This window comes from Streptomyces sp. NPDC031466, from assembly GCF_055581265.1.
This window is the reverse complement of record NZ_JBVIJT010000003.1, coordinates 473,023-492,293: the sequence shown is the minus strand read 5'-3', so window position 1 is coordinate 492,293 and position 19,271 is coordinate 473,023. Positions and strand designations below refer to the sequence as shown.

18 protein-coding genes are annotated in these 19,271 nt (G+C 71.7%); 3 read left to right on the top strand and 15 right to left on the bottom strand.

The window, feature by feature from the left end:
• Nucleotides 1–28: 28 nt before the first annotated feature.
• Together ACZ5GP_RS08175 and ACZ5GP_RS08170 are read left to right on the top strand one after the other, a co-directional pair.
• Nucleotides 29–607: a carboxymuconolactone decarboxylase family protein gene (locus ACZ5GP_RS08175; RefSeq protein WP_468750003.1), complete on the top strand. Its 579-nt coding sequence runs from the start codon at nucleotides 29–31 to the stop codon at nucleotides 605–607.
• Nucleotides 608–713: 106 nt separating this feature from the next.
• Nucleotides 714–1,307 carry a TetR/AcrR family transcriptional regulator gene (locus tag ACZ5GP_RS08170; RefSeq protein WP_468750170.1) on the top strand — a complete coding sequence of 198 codons (594 nt, stop codon included), beginning with the start codon at nucleotides 714–716 and terminating at the stop codon, nucleotides 1,305–1,307.
• Nucleotides 1,308–1,644: 337 nt separating this feature from the next.
• On the opposite strand, the gene ACZ5GP_RS08165 is transcribed toward ACZ5GP_RS08170, so the two are convergent.
• Nucleotides 1,645–2,451, bottom strand: a complete 807-nt coding sequence (locus ACZ5GP_RS08165; RefSeq protein WP_468750002.1) for an SGNH/GDSL hydrolase family protein — start codon at nucleotides 2,449–2,451, stop codon at nucleotides 1,645–1,647.
• A gap of 393 nt (nucleotides 2,452–2,844) precedes the next feature.
• On the opposite strand from ACZ5GP_RS08165, the gene ACZ5GP_RS08160 reads away from it, so the two are divergent.
• Nucleotides 2,845–3,666, top strand: coding sequence for a tyrosine-protein phosphatase (locus tag ACZ5GP_RS08160; RefSeq protein WP_468750001.1), 822 nt, complete (start codon nucleotides 2,845–2,847; stop codon nucleotides 3,664–3,666).
• An 11-nt stretch (nucleotides 3,667–3,677) separates the two neighbouring features.
• Here the strand turns inward: ACZ5GP_RS08160 and ACZ5GP_RS08155 are convergent, their stop codons facing one another.
• The 14 genes from ACZ5GP_RS08155 to ACZ5GP_RS08090 all read right to left on the bottom strand — a co-directional run bounded on the left by ACZ5GP_RS08155 (nucleotide 3,678) and on the right by ACZ5GP_RS08090 (nucleotide 19,264).
• Nucleotides 3,678–3,794, bottom strand: coding sequence for a DUF6126 family protein (locus ACZ5GP_RS08155; protein ID WP_358577691.1), 117 nt, complete (start codon nucleotides 3,792–3,794; stop codon nucleotides 3,678–3,680).
• Between the two features lie 53 nt (nucleotides 3,795–3,847).
• Nucleotides 3,848–4,492, bottom strand: coding sequence for a helix-turn-helix domain-containing protein (locus ACZ5GP_RS08150; RefSeq protein ID WP_468750000.1), 645 nt, complete (start codon nucleotides 4,490–4,492; stop codon nucleotides 3,848–3,850).
• Between the two features lie 73 nt (nucleotides 4,493–4,565).
• Complete coding sequence (locus ACZ5GP_RS08145) at nucleotides 4,566–5,987, bottom strand: aspartate aminotransferase family protein (protein WP_468749999.1); 1,422 nt, start codon at nucleotides 5,985–5,987, stop codon at nucleotides 4,566–4,568.
• A complete protein-coding gene (gene dxs / locus ACZ5GP_RS08140; RefSeq protein ID WP_468749998.1) occupies nucleotides 5,984–7,894 on the bottom strand; it encodes a 1-deoxy-D-xylulose-5-phosphate synthase in 1,911 nt (636 codons plus the stop codon). Before dxs ends, ACZ5GP_RS08145 begins: the two co-directional genes overlap by 4 nt.
• 26 nt (nucleotides 7,895–7,920) lie before the next feature.
• Nucleotides 7,921–8,943, bottom strand: a complete 1,023-nt coding sequence (gene hpnH, locus ACZ5GP_RS08135) for an adenosyl-hopene transferase HpnH (protein WP_468749997.1) — start codon at nucleotides 8,941–8,943, stop codon at nucleotides 7,921–7,923.
• A gap of 5 nt (nucleotides 8,944–8,948) precedes the next feature.
• Nucleotides 8,949–9,602, bottom strand: coding sequence for a phosphorylase family protein (locus ACZ5GP_RS08130; RefSeq protein WP_468749996.1), 654 nt, complete (start codon nucleotides 9,600–9,602; stop codon nucleotides 8,949–8,951).
• Nucleotides 9,602–11,605 (bottom strand): squalene--hopene cyclase, encoded by a 2,004-nt coding sequence (gene shc, locus ACZ5GP_RS08125; protein ID WP_468749995.1) that lies wholly within the window; start codon nucleotides 11,603–11,605, stop codon nucleotides 9,602–9,604. Before shc ends, ACZ5GP_RS08130 begins: the two co-directional genes overlap by 1 nt.
• A gap of 99 nt (nucleotides 11,606–11,704) precedes the next feature.
• A complete protein-coding gene (locus ACZ5GP_RS08120; protein ID WP_468749994.1) occupies nucleotides 11,705–12,835 on the bottom strand; it encodes a polyprenyl synthetase family protein in 1,131 nt (376 codons plus the stop codon).
• Nucleotides 12,832–14,241 (bottom strand): hydroxysqualene dehydroxylase HpnE, encoded by a 1,410-nt coding sequence (gene hpnE, locus ACZ5GP_RS08115; RefSeq protein ID WP_468750169.1) that lies wholly within the window; start codon nucleotides 14,239–14,241, stop codon nucleotides 12,832–12,834. Before hpnE ends, ACZ5GP_RS08120 begins: the two co-directional genes overlap by 4 nt.
• 124 nt (nucleotides 14,242–14,365) lie before the next feature.
• Entirely contained in the window at nucleotides 14,366–15,316 is a 951-nt protein-coding gene (gene hpnD / locus ACZ5GP_RS08110) for a presqualene diphosphate synthase HpnD (RefSeq protein WP_468749993.1), read from the bottom strand.
• Nucleotides 15,313–16,209: a squalene synthase HpnC gene (hpnC, locus tag ACZ5GP_RS08105; protein WP_468749992.1), complete on the bottom strand. Its 897-nt coding sequence runs from the start codon at nucleotides 16,207–16,209 to the stop codon at nucleotides 15,313–15,315. Before hpnC ends, hpnD begins: the two co-directional genes overlap by 4 nt.
• Before the next feature lie 346 nt (nucleotides 16,210–16,555).
• On the bottom strand, nucleotides 16,556–17,365 hold the full coding sequence (locus ACZ5GP_RS08100) for an ABC transporter ATP-binding protein (RefSeq protein ID WP_468749991.1): 810 nt from the start codon (nucleotides 17,363–17,365) through the stop codon (nucleotides 16,556–16,558).
• Nucleotides 17,358–18,296: an ABC transporter permease gene (locus ACZ5GP_RS08095; protein ID WP_468749990.1), complete on the bottom strand. Its 939-nt coding sequence runs from the start codon at nucleotides 18,294–18,296 to the stop codon at nucleotides 17,358–17,360. The genes ACZ5GP_RS08100 and ACZ5GP_RS08095 overlap by 8 nt, the downstream gene beginning before the upstream one ends.
• 95 nt (nucleotides 18,297–18,391) lie before the next feature.
• Nucleotides 18,392–19,264, bottom strand: coding sequence for a glycosyltransferase family 2 protein (locus tag ACZ5GP_RS08090; RefSeq protein WP_468750168.1), 873 nt, complete (start codon nucleotides 19,262–19,264; stop codon nucleotides 18,392–18,394).
• Nucleotides 19,265–19,271 lie beyond the last annotated feature (7 nt).

The window sequence follows — 19,271 nt, the reverse complement described above, 5'->3', positions numbered from 1 at the left end:
GCCGGAGGACGACATCGGAGGTGGCCCCATGGCCCGCATTTCGCTCACCCCGCGCCGCACCTTCTTCTTCCGCCTCATGGAGTGGTACTCCGAGCGCACCTACGGCAAGGTCCTCGACCCCGGCAGGGCCCTGGCCCACCACCCGCGCGCGCTGTGGTCCTACCTCCGCTTCGAGCAGGGCGTGGCCAAGTGGAACAAGCTGGACGCCGACCTCAAGGAGCTTGCCGTGCTGGCGTCGGCCGCCTCGATCGGCTGCGCGTGGTGCATGGACTTCGGCTACTGGGAATCGCACCGGCGGGGCATGGACCCCCGGAAGCTGCGGGACATCCCGGCCTGGCGGGACAGTGAGGGGTACACCCCGCTGGAGCGCGACGTCATGGCGTACGCGGAGGCGATGACCGCGAACCCGCCGACCGTCGGGGACGAACTCGCCGAGCGACTGCGCACCCGCCTCGGTGAGCCCGCCTTCGTCGAGCTGACCGCGATGATCGCCGTGGAGAACTACCGCTCCCGCTTCAACTCCGCCCTCGGCCTGACCAGTCAGGGCTTCAAGGACTCCTGTGACCTGCGGGACCTGCGGGACCTGCCGGATACGGCGGCCCGGTGAGGTTGCGAGCGGGCGCCGCGCGCGCCGCTCGGTGTCGGCCGGCTCGTTCGGGGGGCGTACGCGGGGCGTGGGTAGGGTGCACGGCGTGAAAGGCGTGCGGTTGAAGGTGTCGGAGCGGCGGGCGGAGATGCTGGCCGCCACCGTCGAGCAGATCGAGGCGCGGGGCGTCGCCGCCGTGCGGATCGCCGATGTCGCGGCGGCCCTCGGGGTGAGCAACGCGCTGGTGCTCTACCACTTCTCGTCCAAGGAGAAGCTCGTCGCCGCGGCCTTCGAGCACGCCGCCCGGCGCGATCTGACCCGGCTCCGCAAGCTCCTGGGCCGCCGCACGTCGGCGGTCCGCCGGCTGCGCGCGGCCGTACGGTGGTATGCGCCGACCGGGCAGGCCAAGGGCTGGCGGCTGTGGATCGAGGGCTGGTCGGCGGCCCTGCGCGAGCCGACGCTACGCGCGGTGACCGGGGAGCTGGACCGGCAGTGGAAGGCGGCGCTGGCCGAGGTCATCGCGGAGGGCGCCGCCCGGGGTGAGTTCCGGTGCGCGGACCCCATGGGAGCGGCGCTGCGGCTCACCGCCCTCCTCGACGGGCTCGCCGTGCAGATGACGGCGTATGAGGGGGCCCTCTCCCGCGCCCGGGCCCGCGACTGGGCGGACGAGGCGCTCGCCCGCGAACTGGGCCTGGACCGCGAGGAGTTGACTGCCGCGTAGCCCGGACTCCGGCGTCCGCCGCGCGCGGCGCCGGGGCCTGGGCAGCAGAGTGCCGGGCCGGGGCGGCAGAGCATCAGGCGCCGGCAGCAGAGCATCGAGCCAGAGCACAGACGCCGACAGCGGAGCGCCGGGCAGCAGAGCGCCAGGCGGCGGCTGACCGCCGCGTAACCCGGCGCCCGTGCCCGCCGCATGAAGCACCGGGCGCCTGGACAGCAGAGCGCCGGGCCTGGACGGCAGGGCGCGCTGGAGCGGCTGAGCGCGCCGGAACGGCGAGCGGGGGCGGCAGCCCCCGGCGCCGGAACGGCGAGCGGGGGCGGCAGCCCCCGGCGCCGCAACGCTACAGCGGCAGCAGGTCCGGACGCTTGGCCAGCACACGGTCCCCCGAACTCTCGCCCCGGATGCGTCGGCCGATCCACGGCACCAGGTACTCCCGCGCCCAGTGGACGTCGTCGCGCCGCAGATCCAGCGTGCCGCGCGGCGGCAGCGGCGGCCACGCCTGGTCGGGGTCCGCGGGCACCTCAAGGCCGAGGACCTGGCCGGCGCGCAGGGCCACGCGCGTGTGCCCCTCGGCCGAGAGGTGCAGCCGGTCGCCGTCCCACGCGCGACGGTCCTGGACGGTCTTGAGGGACCACAGGTCGAGCACGGGGCAGCCGTAGCGGTCCGCGATCGCCCGGACATGCATGTTGTACGTGGCGATCTTGCCGCGCAGGTGCTTGAGGACCGCGACGCCACGCGTGTCGAACCCGGTGGTCACCATGACCGTGCCGACCGCGGGCGTCAGGTCCGCGACGGCCCGCTCGAAGCGCTCCGCCAGCTCGTCGGGGTCGGTGCCGGGGCGGATGATGTCGTTGCCGCCCGCGCAGAAGGTCACGAGGTCGGGGGCCAGCTCCTTGGCCCGCGGCACCTGGTCCGCGACGATCTGGTCGAGCAGCTTGCCGCGCACGGCGAGGTTGGCATAACGGAAGGTGTGCTCGGGTACCCGGTCCGCCAGCAGGACGGCGAGGCGGTCCGCCCACCCGACGAACGTACCGTCGGGGCCCGGGTCACCCACGCCTTCGGTGAAGCTGTCGCCGACCGCTGCGTAGGAGCTGAATACGCCGTTGTTGATGGGGTGATTGATGAAGGTTGTCGACTCTGCGCTCACGGAGTCATATCTTTCACCTCCCTAAGTGTCCTACGCCACCGTAGGGAGGGGTTGACGGAGGGTGAGATAAGCCACCGGTCAAGATTCATTCAAAGGCGGAATAAGCACCACTCCCCCTCGACGGTCCTGACCGCCGCCCCCGTCGCACTCGTAGCACCCGCCGCCCCGCCGCATCCGTCGCATCCCTCGCAGCCGGACCACACCAGCGTTCATCGGACCCCGCAGCGGCGCATCCCGACCCGCACAAGTACGCCCGCCGACGCGCATCTTCGTCGGCCGGCGGCCCCTCGGGCAACGCCCGCGCAGGGGGTGATCGGCCAGGAGGCGGTGTCGTATCGTCGAAGGCGCATCCACCGGCGAGCCGCGCCGGCAGCCGAGCCCCGAGGAGAGCCCGTGACGCAGCAGGTCCCGCCGCCAGAGCTGTCAGAGCCCGAGCTGTCGGAGCCCCAGCTCGCCGGAGTGCGCAACTTCCGCGATGTCGGCGGGCTGCCCACCGCGGACGGCCGCCGCGTCCGCCCCGGGGTGCTCTTCCGCAGCGGCCACCTGGCGCACGCCACCGAGGCGGACGCCGCGTTCCTCGGCTCGCTGGGCCTGCACACGATCTTCGACTTCCGCAACGCGGCCGACCAGCGCCTCGAGGGCCCGGACATCGCCCTGCCCGGCGTGCGCAACGTGAACCTGCCGCTGACCGACCCGGCCGACGGTGCCGAGTTCTGGAAGATGGTCCGCGACGGCGACCTCGACCAGCTGCGCTCGATCCTGTCCGACGGCAAGGGTGCCGAGCGGATGTCGGCCTCCTACCGCGCGATCATCAAGGGTCGCACGGCCGAGCACAGCCGGGTGCTGCACGCGCTCGCCGAGGACAGCGTGCCCGCGCTGATGCACTGCGCGGCGGGCAAGGACCGCGCCGGTCTGTCGATAGCGGTCACGCTGCTGGCCGTCGGCGTCGAGCGCGACGCCATCGAGGCGGACTACCTGGAGTCGAACGCGGCCCACCGCCGCTACAAGGTGCGCCGCACCAGCGACTCCCCGAACGCGATGTCGCCCGAGGTCATGGAGCTGCTCAACCCGCTCTTCGACGCCCGCGCCGAGTATCTGGCGGCGGCCTTCGAGACGATCGAGCAGACCTGGGGCGGCACCGATGCCTACCTCTCCGAGGGCCTCGGGGTGAGCGCCGGGACCCGCGAGCGGCTGCGCGAGCGCCTCCTCGACTGAGGCGGCCCGCGCTACTGGTTCTGGGCGCCCAGCTCGAACAGCAGATAGACGAAGGCCGCGAAGATGTGGCCGACCGCCACGTAGATGATCAGCCGGATCCAGAGCGCCCGCGGGAACTTCTCCTCCATCGTGTTCTCGGCGGGCCGCTCCGGTCGGGCGGGTCCCTGCGGCTCGGGTTCGGTCATGTCGGTTCTCCCTGGGTGGGGCCGCCGAGGCACAGCGCCGTGGCGGGGCTCTGCAGCAAGGTGTGGACGAAGAGGAGATCGGTGCCGCTTCTGTCGGCGGCGGCGATCCGGTGCGGGGTCAGCGAGTCGAAGTGCGCGCTGTCGCCCGGCGCGAGGGTGTGCGCGGTGTCGCCGAGGCGCAGCCGCAGCCGTCCCTCGAGAACGTACAGCCACTCCTCCCCGGGGTGGACGCGCACGATGTCGCCCTGCGCCCCGTACGGCACGTGCACGCGCAGGGCCTGCATGCCGCGGCCCGGGGCGCCCGCCGGCCAGTACGTCCAGCCGCCCGCCGCGGTGGGCTCCATGTCCGCGGCGCGGACGACGGCGTCCCGGTCGGTGACCGTCTCGCCGAGCAGCTCGGAGACCGTCGTACCGTAGACGCGTGCGAGTGCGAGCAGCATCGGCAGCGAGGGCTGGCGCTGTCCCGTCTCCAGGCGGGACAGGTGAGCGGGCGAGAGCCCCGCGGTGCGGGCCGCGGCCTCCAGCGTGAGGGAGGCCCGGCGGCGCAGCTCGCGCAGCTGGGGCGCGACGGCGGGCAGGGTGTCGGCGGTCGCCGCCTGGGGCGGCTCGGACGGCGGCTCGACGGCCTCGGCGGGGCTCATACGCCGATTCAGCCAGAGCTTTGCCCCTGAGGCAACTTTCTTGCCTCAGGGGCAAAAAGCCCCCGCCCGGGGCTCAGCGGTTGGTGACCGCCTGCTTCACCAGCGTCCTGCCGAAGTCCCACATCAGTCCGCCCCCGCTGTGCGCCTCGTCCATGACGGCGGTGAAGGCCGTGACGAAGCGCTCCACCTCGCGCTCCCCCACCGTCAGCGGCGGGATCAGCTTGATGACCTCCAGGTGGTCGCCGGAGACCTGGGTGAGGATGCGGTGCTTCTGCAGCAGCGGTACGACGACCATCTGCGCGAAGAGGCCCTTGCGGGCCGCCTGGAGCATCGACCAACGCCCGCGCAGCTTCAGCGACTTGGGCCGCCCGAACTCGATGCCGACCATCAGGCCGCGGCCGCGCACCTCGCTCAGCAGCTCGTAGCGGTCCACGAGCGCGGCGAGCCGGGACTTGAGCAGTTCCCCCGTCGCCCGGGCGTTCTCGACGATCTTCTCGTCGTCCATGACGGCGAGGACGGCGAGGCCCGCCGCCATGGCCTGCGCGTTGGAGCCGAAGCTCGCGGAGTGGACGAGGACCCGGTCCATCGACGAGTAGACCTTCTTGAAGATCCAGTCCTTGCCGAGGGTGGCGCCGACCGGCACATAGCCGCCGGACAGCGCCTTGGCGACGCAGACCAGGTCCGGCTCGACACCCGGCTCGTACTGGTAGGCGTAGAAGTCGCCGGTCCGGCCGAGCCCGGTCTGCACCTCGTCGGCGATCAGCAGCGCCTTGTGCCGGTGCAGCAGCTCCTGGGCGGCTCGCAGATAGCCGGGCGGCGTCTCGTGCACGCCCTTGCCCTGGATCGGCTCCACGATGAGCCCGGCGACGTCCCCCTTCCGCAACTCCGCGGCCAGGGCGTCCAGATCGCCGAGCGGCACGGCCGTGTCGGGCAGCAGCGGCGCGAAGCCGTCCCGGAAGCCGCTCTCGCCGTTGACGGAGAGCGACCCGGTGGTCAGCCCGTGGAAGGCGTGCGCGCAGTAGAGGATCCTGGGTCTGCCCGTCGCGTACCGGGCGAACTTCAGCGCGGTCTCCACGGCCTCCGTGCCGCTGTTGCCGAAGAACACCCGGTCCAGGTGCGGGCTGTACGCCAGCAGGCGCTCGGCGAGCAGGCCGGGCAGCGGCTGGCAGTCGAAGCGGGTGAGGTCGGCGAGGGAGGCGTCCAGGACGTCGTGCAGGGCCTTGCGGACGACGGGGTGGTGCCGGCCGAGGCCCATCACGCCGAAGCCCGCCAGCATGTCGAGGTAGTCGTCGCCCTCCGCGTCCCAGAAGTACGCGCCCTCGGCACGCTCGTAGACCTTGTCGAAGCCGATGGTGCGCAGCATGCGCGGGAGTTGGTGGTTGAGGTGCCGGGCGTGCAGTTCGTACCGCTCGGCGCCCCGCTCGGCGAGGAGCCGGCCGAGGTCGAACTCCTTGGCCCCACCGGGCCCCGCGCCGGGGCCGAGGTCCTTGGTCATACGCTGTGCTCCTTGCCCGAACCCTGTTCGCCCGCGCCCTCCTTGGCCGCGAGCGTGGCGCTGATCCGTCCCGCGATCTCGACGGGCGTCAGACCGATGTCCGCGAGGACCTCGCCGCGTTTGGCGTGTTCCAGGAACTGCTCGGGAATGCCGAACCTCCGTACTGGTACGTCCACTTCGGCGTCCCCGAGTGCGAGCGCGACGGCGGAGCCGACACCGGCGGCGCGGCTGTTGTCCTCGACGACGGCGACGACGCGGTGCCGCGCGGCGAGCCCGGGCAGTGCGGCGTCGACCGGTTTCACCCAGCGCGGGTCCACGACGGTGCAGCGCAGGCCGCGCGCCCGGAGCAGTTCCGCGGCCCGCAGGCACACGGGTGCCATCACCCCGACTGCGACGAACAGGACATCGGGGTCCGCTTCCCGGTGGAGCACGTCCATGCCGCCGATCCGGTCCAGGGCGGGGATCGCGGGGCCCACCGACTCCTTGGGGAAGCGGATGAGCGTCGGCGCGTCGTCGACCGCGACGGCCTCCCGCAGCTGCGCCCGCAGCTGATCGGCGTCGCGTGGCGCGGCGATCCGCAGACCGGGCACGACCTGGAGGATGGACAGGTCCCACATGCCGTTGTGCGAGGCGCCGTCCACGCCGGTGACCCCGGCGCGGTCGAGGACGAACGTCACTCCGCAGCGGTGCAGGGCGACGTCCATGAGGAGCTGGTCGAAGGCGCGGTTGAGGAAGGTGGCGTAGACGGCGACGACGGGGTGGAGGCCGCCGGTGGCGAGTCCGGCGGCCGAGACGACGGCGTGCTGTTCGGCGATGCCGACGTCCCAGACCCGGTCGGGGTAGGCGGCGGCGAACGCGGTCAGGCCGACCGGCCCCAGCATGGCGGCGGTGACGGCGACGACGTCCTCGCGCTCGGAGCCGATGCGGACGATCTCGTCCCCGAACACCGAGGTCCACGAGGGCCCGCCGGTGGGCGTCAGGGGCTCACAGGTGAGCGGGTCCATGACGCCGACCGTGTGGAAGCGCTCGGCGTCGTCGGCCAGCGCGGGTGCGCAGCCGCGCCCCTTCTCGGTGAGGCAGTGGACGAGGACGGGGCCGTGGAAGCGCTTCGCGCGGCGGAGCGCCGACTCGACGGCCCCCGTGTCGTGTCCGTCGATCGGCCCGACGTACTTGAGCCCAAGGTCCTCGAACATGCCCTGCGGCGCGAAGGCGTCCTTGAAGCCCTTCTTGGCGCCGTGCAGGGACTCGTAGAGCGGCTGTCCGACGACGGGGGTGCGCTGGAGCACGTCCTTGCCCCAGGCGAGGAACCGTTCGTAGCCGTCCGTGGTGCGCAGGGTCGCGAGGTGGTCGGCGAGGCCTCCGATGGTCGGTGCGTAGGAGCGTTCGTTGTCGTTGACGACGATGATCAGGGGCCGGTCCTTGGCGGCGGCGATGTTGTTCAGCGCCTCCCAGGCCATGCCCCCGGTGAGCGCGCCGTCGCCGATGACGGCGACGACATGGCCCCGCTCGCCGCGCGCCTGGCGCGCCTTGGCGAGCCCGTCGGCCCAGCCGAGCGCGGTCGAGGCGTGGCTGTTCTCGACGATGTCGTGCTCGGACTCCTCGCGGGAGGGGTAGCCGGAGAGGCCGCCCTTGGAGCGCAGTTTGGAGAAGTCCTGCCGCCCGGTGAGCAGCTTGTGGACGTAGCTCTGGTGGCCGGTGTCCCACACGATGCGGTCGACGGGCGAGTCGAAGACCCGGTGGAGGGCGACGGAGAGTTCCACCACGCCCAGGTTGGGCCCGAGGTGACCGCCTGTCCTGGCGACGGCGCGCACCAGGAACCGGCGGATCTCCTCGGACAGTTCACCGAGTTCGGACGCAGTCAGCGCCTTCAGCTCGCGCGGCCCCCGGATGGTTTCGAGAAGGGTCATGCTCGGGCCCCCTAGGTGGTTGTCCGTCAGCCGCGGCTTCCGGCGACTGTCTCGCGGGCGGCGCGCAGGGACTCCTTGAGGGAGCCCATGGTGGCGAGGACGGCGGTGGGTTCGTAACCGCAGTGGGCCATGCAGTTGGCGCAGCGCGCGTCCTTGCCCCGGCCGTACTTGCTCCAGTCGGTCTCCTCGATGAGCTGGCGGTACGTGGGGACGTAGCCGTCGCTCATCAGGTAGCAGGGGCGCTGCCAGCCGAAGAGCGAGTAGTTGGGGATCGCCCAGGCGGTGCAGGGGAAGTCCGCCTTGCCCTCCAGGAAGTCCAGGAAGAGCGGGGAGTGGTTCAGCCGCCAGCGCCGCCGGTTGCCGCCGGCGAAGGCCTTCTTGAACAGCTCGCGGGTCTGCTCGACCCCGAGGAAGTGCTCCTGGTCGGGGGCCTTCTCATAGGCGTAGGCGGGCGACAGCATCATTTCGTCGACCTTGAGGTCGTCATTGAGGAAGTTGAGGACCTCGATGATGGTCTGCGGGGTGTCCGTGTTGAAGAACGTCGAATTGGTGGTGACCCGGAAGCCGCGCTTCTTGGCCTCCTTGATGGCCGCCACCGCCTCGTCGAACACGCCCTCCTTCGCGACGGACTCGTCGTGCCGCTCCCGCATGCCGTCGATGTGCACGGCGAACGCGAAGTACGGCGAGGGCTGGAACTTGTCCAACTTCTTGCGCAGCAGCATGGCGTTGGTGCAGAGGAAGACGTACTTCTTCCTCGCCACCAACTGCCTTACGATCTCATCGATCTGTGGGTGCATCAGCGGCTCGCCGCCGGCGATGGACACCATCGGCGCACCGGATTCGAGCACGGCGCCCACGGCCTGCGCCACCGGCATGCGCTGTTTGAGCACGCCGGCCGGGTGCTGGATCTTTCCGCAGCCCTCGCAGGCGAGATTGCAGGCGTAGAGCGGTTCCAACTCGACGATCAACGGGAACTTCTCACGCTTGCGGAGCTTCTGTTCAAAGAGATACGTAGCGACCTTGATGGACTGGCGCAGCGGCATGGCCATCTGGCTCACCTCCGGGGGAGCAAAGAAGAACGGTGCCATTCGAAGAAAGCGGGGAGCACGGCACGGAGAACGCGGAACGCTGATATTCCACCGCGCACCGTGCCGATGCGGACCAGTTCGTACTGCGGGGCGTCCACGACCACCCGGACGGCGGCAACGGGCCGCCGGCCGGCGCGGACGGCGCGGCGCAGCGTCGCGGCGGACTCCATGTCCACGGCGATCGCGCCGGTGGCCAGCAGGGCGCCGCGCTCGGAGCCCCGCACGACGTGGTCGGAGCCGGTGAGCGGGCCGGTGTGGACGGTGCGGCCGGGCAGCGTCCGCACCAGCTCCTCGACCAGCAGTCCGGTGTCCGTGCACGTGGTGCTGCCGCGCTCGTCCCTGGTCTCCTCGGCGACGACGAGGTCACCGGGGTGCATGCCAGGGGCCAGACCCGCGCAGAAGCCGGTGGCCAGGACGGACGCGCCGCGCAGGGGTGCGGTGCCGAGCGCCCGGCCGACGGCGCGCTCGGCGTTGACCGGACCCATGCCGGTGCGCAGGACGGTCATGGCCGCCGGGGCGCCGTCGCGGTCGCCCGTGCGCAGGGCGAGGCGCTCGATGCCGAGCGCGCAGGCGATCAGCAGCGGTGCGGAGCCCGGCCTGGCGGCCGGGGCCTCGGTCATCAACCGGCCTTGGCGGGGCGATCGGGGCCACCCGCGAACGGCTCGCCGTTGACGTACCTGCCGAGCGCGGTGAGGGGGAACACCTGGCGGTAGAGGTGGTAGTTGATGGAGAAGTCCCAGGGGAAGCCGGTGCCGGTGAAGTACGGCTCGTCCCACGATCCGTCCTCGGTCTGCGTCCGGACGAGCCAGTCGATTCCCCGCCGCACGGACGGGGTCTCGCGCCCGCCCGCCGAGAGCAGGGCGAGCAACGCCCAGGCGGTCTGCGAGGCGCTCGAGGTGCCGTGTCCGGCAAAGCCGCGGTCGCGGTAGGAGCGCAGGTCCTCGCCCCAGCCGCCGTCGTCGTTCTGCACCGACTCCAGCCAGCGCACGGCACGGCGGATCGCGCCGTGCGAGGCGGGCAGGCCGGCCGTGATCAGCGCGGGCACCACCGACCCCGTGCCGTACACGTAGTTGACGCCCCAGCGGCCGAACCAGGCGCCGTCGGGCTCCTGTTCGGCCAGCAGCCAGGCGAGGGCGCGCCGGGTGCGCGGGTCGTGGGACATGCCCTCGACGGCGAGCATCTCCACGACGTGCCCGGTGACGTCGGCGGACGGCGGGTCGATGACCTCACCGAAGTCGCAGAACGGCAGCCGGTTGGGGAAGGGGCTGGTGTTGTCGACGTCGAAGGCGGCCCAGGCTCCGTTCTTCGACTGCATGCCGAGGGTCCAGCGCACCCCGCGCTCGATGGCGTTCTCCACGCGCTCCTTGTCGGGGTGCGCGATCCGGCGCAGCGCGAGCGCGACCTCGGCGGTGTCGTCGATGTCGGGGTAGTTGTCGTTGTGGAACTCGAACGCCCAGCCGCCGGGGGTGAGTTCGGGTCTGCGCACCGACCAGTCGCCGGGCCGTACGACCTGCTCGCCCAGCATCCAGTCGGCGGCCTTGATCAACTGGGGGTGGTCGGCGGGCAGTCCGGCGTCGGCGAGCGCGATGGCGGCGAGGCAGGTGTCCCACACGGGCGACTGACAGGCCTCGATCATCCGCGCGCCGTCCTCGCGCCACACCGCGAACCGGTCGAGCGAGTCGAGTCCGGCCTTCAGGACCGGGTGGTCGAGGTCGTAGCCGAGCAGGTGCAGGGCGATGACCGAGTAGACGGCGGGCGGCTGGATCCCGCCCCAGCAGCCGTCGTTCTCCTGGCGCTCGATGATCCAGCGTGCCGCGCTGTTCATCGCGGCCCTGCGCAGCCGGCGTGGCGCGACCTTGTGGTAGACGTGCAGCGCCTTGTCCAGGCGCTGGAAGACGCCGTCCCAACTTCTCGCCGGAGCAAGGGGTTTGGCCGGATTCGGGTCGCTCGGGTCGGTGTGCAGCTCGTCGAGCGCGAAGGGGGCCGGGCGCACGGGCCGCTTCGCGGAGACGACGGTGAGAGGCACTATGGTCTGCCGGGCCCAGCAGCCGAAGTCGTAGATGTTGAGCGGGAGCCACTTGGGGAAGTAGATGAGTTCCGGCGGGAGTTCGGGCAGGTCGTCCCACTTCCACCAGCCGAACAGCGCGAGCCAGATGCGGGTGAAGACGCGGCTCGCCGCGATGCCGCCGCGCTCGCGGATCCAGGCGGAGGCCCGCGCCATGTGCGGTTCGTCGGGCCGGTCACCGGCCAGCCGCAGCGCGACGTAGGCCTCGATGGTGGCGGACAGTTCGCCGGGACCGCCGAAGAACGTGGCCCAGGTGCCGTCGTCGCGCTGCTCGCCGCGGATGAAGAGCGCCGCGGCGCGCGTGGTGTGCTCGTCCCTGATGCCGAGGAACTGCCGCAGGAGCAGGTCCTCGGCGTCCATGGTCACATTGGTTTCCAGGTCGCCCTTCCACCAGCCCGCGGCGTCCTGCCGGGAGAGCAGGAAGTCGATCGAGCGCTGTATGGCGCGCGCGGCGGCCTCCCGTGCTCCCGCTGTCGCGTCACTCGCGTGGACGGGTGGGCCGGCCGAGGCCACGCGGGGCGTCACCGCTCCGGTGCTTCCGTCGGTCGTCGCTGTCATGGCTTCCCCTTCGTGCAGTCGTTTCCTCTGCTGTGGGTCCGCCGTCGGCCGACGCGAAGCGCCGGCCGGCGACTGCGAGTCATATACGGGCGATGGTGATCATCTCTTTCGTACGACGACGAAGTCGGCGAGCGCGACGAACTGCGCCCGTACCCGGTCGGGCATCTGGACGGTGTCCAGCGCCTCGATGGCGATGGTGTGCTGGCGCCGGGCCTCCTCGGCGGTCCAGGCGCGCCCGCCGGCCTCCTCGATCAGGGCGGCGCGCGCGGCGAACTCCTCCTCGGAGAAGCTCTCGAAGTCGTTGCTCTTGGCGTCGGCGGCGAGCAGTTCGCCGAGGCGCTCGGAGGCGGGGCCGCCCGCGGCGAGCGCGGCGACGACGGGCAGGGACTTCTTGCGCTGGCGCAGATCGCTCCACGTCTGCTTCCCGGTGGCCTCCGGGTCGCCCCAGATGCCGAGCAGGTCGTCGACGGCCTGGAAGGCGAGGCCGAGGTGGTAGCCGTACTTCTCCAGGACGTCGGCTGCGTGGTCGTCGGCGCCGCCGAGGACGGCGCCGATGGAGGCGGCGCAGGCGAGCAGGGCGCCGGTCTTGTTGCCCTCCATCTCCAGGCACTCCTCGACGGTGACCCGCTCGCGGTGCTCGTAGGAGATGTCCTGCGCCTGACCGTCGATGAGGGCGCGGGTGGCGGTGGTGAGGCGGCGCGTGGCGCGGCCCGCCTCGACGGTGCCCAGTTCCAGGAGGATCTCGTTGGCGAGCGCGAAGAGCGCGTCGCCGACGAGGATGGCCTGCGCGGGGCCGTGCACCTTCCACACGGTGTCGCGGTGGCGGCGCTGCTCGTCGCCGTCCATCAGGTCGTCGTGCAGCAACGAGAAGTTGTGCACGAGTTCGACGGCGACCGCGCCGGGGACGCCGACCTCGGGGGCGGCGCCCGCGGCCTCGGCGGAGAGCAGGGCGAGCGCGGGGCGCACCGCCTTGCCGCCGTCGCCGTCGGACGGGTTGCCCGCGGCGTCGATCCATCCGAAGTGGTAGGCGGCGACGGTGTCCATGGGCGGCGCGAGGCGGTCCACGGCGGCCCGCAGCACCGGGGTGGCCAGCGCCCTTCCGCGCTCGAGCAGTGAGGTCACGTCCACCGTGTCGGCAGCCGTTTCGGCCGAGGGCACAGTCGGCACAGTTTCTCCTCTTGTTCCGGTGCTGTTTCTCTGGGGACCTGACCCCAGAAGGTCGAGCTTCACGCCGTCGCCTCCTCGTATGCGAAGAGGTGATCACGGGGGCGGTCGAGGGTGGAGAGGGCGGCGCTCGCCGCGCCGATGCCGCTGCGCACGGCGCTCTCCATGGTCGCGGGCCAGCCGGTGGCCGTCCACGCGCCCGCGAGGTAGAGGCCGCGGGCCTTGGTGCGGGCCCCGGGCCTGAGCCTGCCGACGCCGGGGGTGGGGGCGAAGGTCGCCGTGCGCTCGCGGGTGACGAAGAAGTCCCGCACCTCGGCGCCGTGCGCGGCGGGCAGCAGCCGCTCCAGTTCGGGCAGATAGCGTTCGCGCAGCGCGGCGACGGGCGCGTCGATCTCGTCCTGCGCGGCGGACTGCGACAGCGCGAGGTACTGCCCTTCGGTGAGGCCGGACGCCTCGGTCCGGTCGAAGACCCACTGGACGGGGGTGCCGAGCGCGGCGAAGAAGGGCTGCTTCAGCACCTTCCTGTCGTACACGACGTGGACGTTGAGGATCGGCGCGTTGTCGATGTCGAGGAGCCGGTCGGGCTGGTCGAGGGCGCCGTCGGGCAGCAGGTCGTGCGCCTCGTGCTGCGGCACCGCGAGCACGACGGTGTCCGCCTCGACGGCCTCACCGGGCAGCTCCACGCGCCAACCGCCGTTGCCCGTACGGGAGACGGCGGTGACGCGGGTCCTCAGTTCGGTGCGCACCCCGGCGGCGTCGAGCGCCTTGCGGGCGAGCTTGTCGTGCAGGTCGCCGAGGGGCACCCGGGACCAGCCGATGTCGGCGGCGCCCGGGTCGGAGAGCAGGCCCGTCTTGAACACCATCGCGGCGAGACCGAGCGAGGCGTCGCCCGCGACGGCGTTGAGCGTGGCGACGCCCACGAGGTCCCACAGGGCCTCGATGGCGCGCGGCGACTGGCCGTGGGCGGCCAGCCAGCTGCCGAAGTCCTGGCCGTCCAGGGCGGGGTCGGCCGGGTCGAGCCCCTTGAGGGCGAGCGCCGCGCGCCCCACCTTGGCCCGCTCGGCGAGCGAGAGATGCGGATACGTGGCGAGGCTGGCCGCCAGATGGAGCGGCACGGGCAGCTCGGCGCGGCGCAGCCGCCCGAGCCGGTTGCGGTCGGCGTCGAGCACGGGCACGTCGAGACGTTCCTGCACGGGGGCCAGGTGCGCACCCCCGACGCGGTCGAGGAACCACCGGTAGGCCGTGCAGCAGCGCAGATAGACGTGCTGGCCGTTGTCGACGGTCAGCTCGCCGCGCCGGAAGGAGAACGCGAGGCCGCCGAGGCGCGGGCGTCCTTCGAGCAGGGTCACGCGCAGCCCGGCGTCGGCCAGCGAGAGCGCGGCGGTGATGCCGGCGAGGCCGCCGCCGATCACTACGGCGGCCGCCCCACCGGGGCGGCCTGCGCTGTCCGCGGTCGGCCGCTCGGGCCGCATGTCCTTGCTGTTCACACGCTCTCCGTTTCGGCTGTCGCAGTCTGGGACGCGACCTTGGAGCGCAGGGTTGCCCACTGATCGGCTCTGGCCGCCCCGGGCGCCCCGGGGCCACCGCGCACGCGCTTCACACGCGCCTCCTGACACTCCGGCGTGAGACGTTGCGCGCGTCGAGGCCGGACAGGCCGCGCACGGCGACGTACGCCTTCTCGTGGCCCGGCAGCGAGACGCGGCCGCGCAGGACGGCCTCGGGCTCGCGCTCGATGCGGTCCAGCAGGCGGCGGTAGATGCCGGCCATGGCCGCGACGCAGGCGCCGCTGCGCCGGTCCAGCATGGGGAGCAGCCGGTAGCCCTCGGCGAACAGGGCGCGGGCGCGGCGCACCTCGAAGTGGACGAGGCCTGCGAAGTCGGAGCCGGCGGGCGGCACGGCGCCCGAGAAGCCCGCGGCGCACCCGAACTTCGCGAGGTCCTCGGCGGGCAGGTAGGTCCGTCCGCCCTCCGCGTCCTCGCGAACGTCCCTGAGGATATTGGTCAGTTGGAGTGCGAGACCGAGCGTGTCGGCATACTCCGGCGCGCGCTCGGCATCGAGCGCCCCCTGTTCGGTGCCGAACACGCCGAGGGAGAGCCGGCCGATCGCCCCGGCGACACAGCGGCAGTAGGCCTTCAGGTCCTCCCAGGTCTCGTACGTCTCACCGCGTACGTCCATCTGGACGCCGTCGATGAGTTCGTCCAGGCCCTCCATCGGGATGGGGAAGTGCGCCGCGGCGTGGGCGAGGGCGACGGCCACCGGGTCGGTGTCGTCCTCCTGCACGCGACCCGCCCGGATGCGCTCGACGAGCTGCCGGGTCTCGTCCAGCCGGTCCGCCTTGACGTCCGGCGCCAGCGCGCCGTCGCCGATGTCGTCCACGCGCCGCGAGAGGGCGTAGAGGGCGGACATGGCGCGCCGCTTGGGGGTCGGCAGCAGCCTGATGCCGTAGGCGAAGTTGCGCGCCTGCTGTCCGGTGACGGTCTCGCAGTAGCTGTACGCGGCGAGTACCGGCGCGGACAGCTGCGGATCTGACTCCACGGCCCGGCTCACCCCTCTCCTCGCAGAACCGCCCCGGCCTCGCGCAGCAGGCGGGGCCCGGTGGGCTTGGGCGGTCCGGGAAGCACGTCGTACCCGGCGTCCGCGATCGCCCGGACCGCCGCCCTCCCCCCGGCCACGAACCCGGCCAGCAGCAGCTTCAGCCTGCCGTGGACGCTACCCACCAGGGGGGTGCCTTCATTCAGGAGGTGGCGGGCGCGTTCTGCTTCGAATGCGACCAGCGCGCGCGCCGATGCGCCTGCTGTGGGTGCGGCCAGGTCGGCCTCGCTGACGTGGAAGCGCAACATGTCCTCGATGGGCAGGTAGATGCGGTCGCGCCGCAGGTCCTCGGCGACGTCCTGGAGGTGTTCGACGATCTGCAGGCCGGTGCAGACGGCGTCCGACAGGCGCAGGCGCTCGGGGGTGGCGGTGCCGGTGATGGCGAGGACGAGGCGGCCGACGGGGTTCGCGGAGAGTGCGCAGTACGCCACGAGGTCGTCGTACGTCTCGTAGCGCGTGACGTGCTGGTCCTGGCGGTTGGCCGCGATCAGGCCGAGGAAGGGGTCGACCGTCACGGCCCCGCGTTCGGCGGCGGGCCGCAGCGCCCCCACCAGCGGGTGGCCGGCCTCGCCGCCGCCGAAGAGCGCGTGCAGGTCGGCTTCGACCGCGTCGAGCAGGCGCAGCGGGTCGGCGTCCGCCGGGTCGAGGCCCAGGTGGCGGGCGTGCGCCGCCTCGGGCGCCAGGTCGCTGTCGCCGATGTCGTCGATGAGCCGTACGACGCCGTAGACGGCCATGATGTCCTGGCGCCAGGCCCGGGGCAGGAAGAAGGGGGCCACGGGGAAGTTCTCGGCCGCGGCCTTGTCCAGGACGGCGGATGCATCGCGGAACCGGAGATCGTCCGTAGCCATTGCCGTCACATCTCCCGTTCTACACTGCCGACCCAATACATCCCATTTCGGACACGCCGCCCGGCCCTGTCCGAGATGGACCGCGCCCCCGGCCAGGGAACCGCGCGATATCGCCCCACTTGCGGCGAATCAGCACCGGTACAGCTTACGTTGTACAACCCCACACGTACCGTCGGGGTGTTCGGCACGTCACAACACCACACCGATTGACGTCAACCTTCCGTGCGCGACGGCGAGTTGACGTGCCGCGAGGGGCTCGCGGGGCCTCGGACACGGCAGGGCCCCGCGGGGAAGATCCCTGCGGGGCCCTGCCGCCGGACGGGTGGTCCGCGATGGCGCGAACGGGCTACTTGCCCGTGAACTTCTCGTACTCCTTGATGACCTCGTCGGTCGGTCCGTCCATGCGCAGCTCGCCGCGCTCCAGCCACAGCACACGGTCGCAGGTGTCGCGGATGGACTTGTTGTTGTGGCTGACGAGGAAGACCGTGCCGGCCTCCTTGCGCAGCTCGCGGATGCGGGCCTCGGAGCGCTTTTGGAACTTGCGGTCGCCGGTCGCCAGGGCCTCGTCGATCATCAGGACGTCGTGGTCCTTGGCGGCCGCGATGGAGAACCGCAGACGGGCCGCCATGCCGGAGGAGTAGGTGCGCATCGGCAGGGTGATGAAGTCGCCCTTCTCGTTGATCCCGGAGAAGTCGACGATGTCCTGGTAGCGCTCCCTGATCTGCTCGCGGGACATGCCCATCGCGAGGCCGCCGAGGATGACGTTGCGCTCACCCGTCAGGTCGTTCATCAGCGCCGCGTTGACGCCGAGCAGCGAGGGCTGGCCGTCGGTGTAGACCTTGCCCTTCTCGGCGGGCAGCAGGCCCGCGATGGCGCGCAACAGGGTGGACTTGCCCGAGCCGTTCGAACCGATCAGGCCGATGGCCTCGCCGCGGTAGGCGGTGAAGCTGACGCCGCGCACCGCGTGCACCTTGCGTACGCCACGCTCCTCGCCGCGCCTGAGGATGCGGCTCAGCGCGGAGGTGGCACTGCCCTTGCCCGTCCTCGCGCCGTTGACGCGGTAGACGATGTGCAGCTCGTCGGCGATGACGGTGGGGATGTGCCCCTTGCCGGCGTTCTTGCCGAGGCTGACCTCGGCGCTCTTGTCATCAGCCACGGCCGTACCGCTCCTCAGCCTTCCAGAAGTACACGAACCCGCCGGCGGCGAGCAGGACGGCCCAGCCCAGCGCGACGGCCCAGACGTGCGGCGGCAGGTTCTGTGAGCCGTAGCCGTCGATGAGCGCGAACCGCATCAGGTCCATGTAGATGGCGGCCGGATTCCACTGGAGCACGTCCGCGATCCAGGCCGGATGCTCCTTGAGCATGACGGGGATGGAGAACATCACGCCGGACGCGTACATCCACGTACGCATCACGAAGGGCATCAGCTGTGCGAGGTCGGGGGTCTTGCTGCCCAGCCTCGCCATGATCATCGCGAGGCCGGTGTTGAAGAGGAACTGCAGCACCAGGACCGGCACGATCAAGAGCCAGGAGAGCTTCGGGTAGCTGCCGAAGCCGATCATGATGATGAACAGCACGATCATCGAGAACAGCAGTTGCTGGAGCTGCTGGAGCGAGAAGGAGATCGGCAGCGAGGCGCGCGGGAAGTGCAGCGCGCGCACCAGGCCGAGGTTGCCCGCGATCGCCCGGACGCCCGCCATCACCGAGGACTGCGTGAAGGTGAAGACGAAGACGCCGGTGACCAGGAAGGGCACGTAGACCTCACGGGGCATGCCCCGGTCGGCGCCCAGGATCAGGCCGAAGATCAGGAAGTAGACGAGCGCGTTGAGGAGCGGCGTCGCCACCTGCCACAGCTGGCCGAGCTTGGCCTGGCTGTACTGGGCGGTGAGCTTTGCCTGGGAGAAGGCGAGGATGAAGTGACGCCGTCCCCAGAGCTGGCGGACGTACTCGAAAAGTCCGGGCCGGGCGCCGCTGACGGTCAGACCGTACTTGGCGGCGAGATCGGCCCGGGAGAGCCCGTCATCGGGCGGCGGTGTCGACGGGGACGCTGTCACCGCGACTCCGCCGTCATGCGTTGTCTCACTCACGAGTGGAAACTTTCGTCTTCAGATGCGCAGCCGGTCGGGCGTAGGCCTGGGCCAGGGACCGGGGTATGGCCCAGATGCTCTCAGATCCGAGCTTGTCAGATGACAGGAGGTCGGCCCAGTCGCGTCAGCCGCCACACCGTACGCCACTTCATGGGAGCGCGCGGTCCGCACGGTGTGCTCCAGCCCTCCTTGAAGCCTCCGAACCAGGCCTTCAGCGCGGGTCCCGAGGGCCGCCGGGCGAGGGTGAGCAGCAGCCAGACGCCGAGGTAGACGGGGACCAGCGGCGCGGGGAGGTTGCGGCGGGCCAGCCAGACGCGGTTGCGGGCGACCATCCGGTGGTAGACCGCGTGCCGGGAGGGCGCGGTCGTGGGGTGCAGGAGCACCATGTCGGACCGGTAGTCGATCATCCAGCCGGCGTTCAGGGCGCGCCAGGCGAGGTCGGTCTCCTCGTGGGCGTAGAAGAACTCGCCGGGGAGCGGGCCGACCTCGGCGATGACCTTCGTACGGACGGCGTTGGCGCCGCCGAGGAAGGTCGTCACGCGCGAGGAGCGCATCGGGTCGGAGGCCCGCAGCCGCGGTACGTGGCGCCGCTGGGTCTCGCCGGTGTCCGGGTCGGCGATGCGGAAGCTGATGATGCCGAGCTGCGGGTCGGCGGCGAAGGCCTCGCGGCACAACCGCGCCGTGTCCGTGTGGGCGAGCAGGCCGTCGTCGTCCAGGAAGAGCAGGATGTCGACGTCGGTGCCGCCGGGCCCGAAGGCCTCGATGCCGACGTTGCGGCCGCCGGGGATGCCGAGGTTCTCGGGGAGTTCGACCGTGCGGACGCCGTCGGGCACGTCCGGCACGGGGGCGCCGTTGCCGACCACGACCACCTCGACCGGGTCGCCGTCCTGCTTGGCGACCGAGTCGAGGAGGGCGCGCAGCTCCTGCGGCCGGTTGCCCATCGTGATGATGACGGCGCCGACCTTCAGCTCATGT

Coding starts and splice junctions, on each gene's coding strand:
- dxs (WP_468749998.1), bottom strand. CDS start 7,894: ATGACCCTTCTCGAAACCATCCGGGGGCCGCGCGAGCTGAAGGCGCTG.
- hpnC (WP_468749992.1), bottom strand. CDS start 16,209: ATGGCTACGGACGATCTCCGGTTCCGCGATGCATCCGCCGTCCTGGAC.
- ACZ5GP_RS08130 (WP_468749996.1), bottom strand. CDS start 9,602: ATGACCGAGGCCCCGGCCGCCAGGCCGGGCTCCGCACCGCTGCTGATC.
- ACZ5GP_RS08155 (WP_358577691.1), bottom strand. CDS start 3,794: ATGGAGGAGAAGTTCCCGCGGGCGCTCTGGATCCGGCTGATCATCTAC.
- ACZ5GP_RS08145 (WP_468749999.1), bottom strand. CDS start 5,987: ATGACCAAGGACCTCGGCCCCGGCGCGGGGCCCGGTGGGGCCAAGGAG.
- ACZ5GP_RS08150 (WP_468750000.1), bottom strand. CDS start 4,492: ATGAGCCCCGCCGAGGCCGTCGAGCCGCCGTCCGAGCCGCCCCAGGCG.
- shc (WP_468749995.1), bottom strand. CDS start 11,605: ATGACAGCGACGACCGACGGAAGCACCGGAGCGGTGACGCCCCGCGTG.
- ACZ5GP_RS08175 (WP_468750003.1), top strand. CDS start 29: ATGGCCCGCATTTCGCTCACCCCGCGCCGCACCTTCTTCTTCCGCCTC.
- hpnH (WP_468749997.1), bottom strand. CDS start 8,943: ATGGCCATGCCGCTGCGCCAGTCCATCAAGGTCGCTACGTATCTCTTT.
- hpnE (WP_468750169.1), bottom strand. CDS start 14,241: ATGCGGCCCGAGCGGCCGACCGCGGACAGCGCAGGCCGCCCCGGTGGG.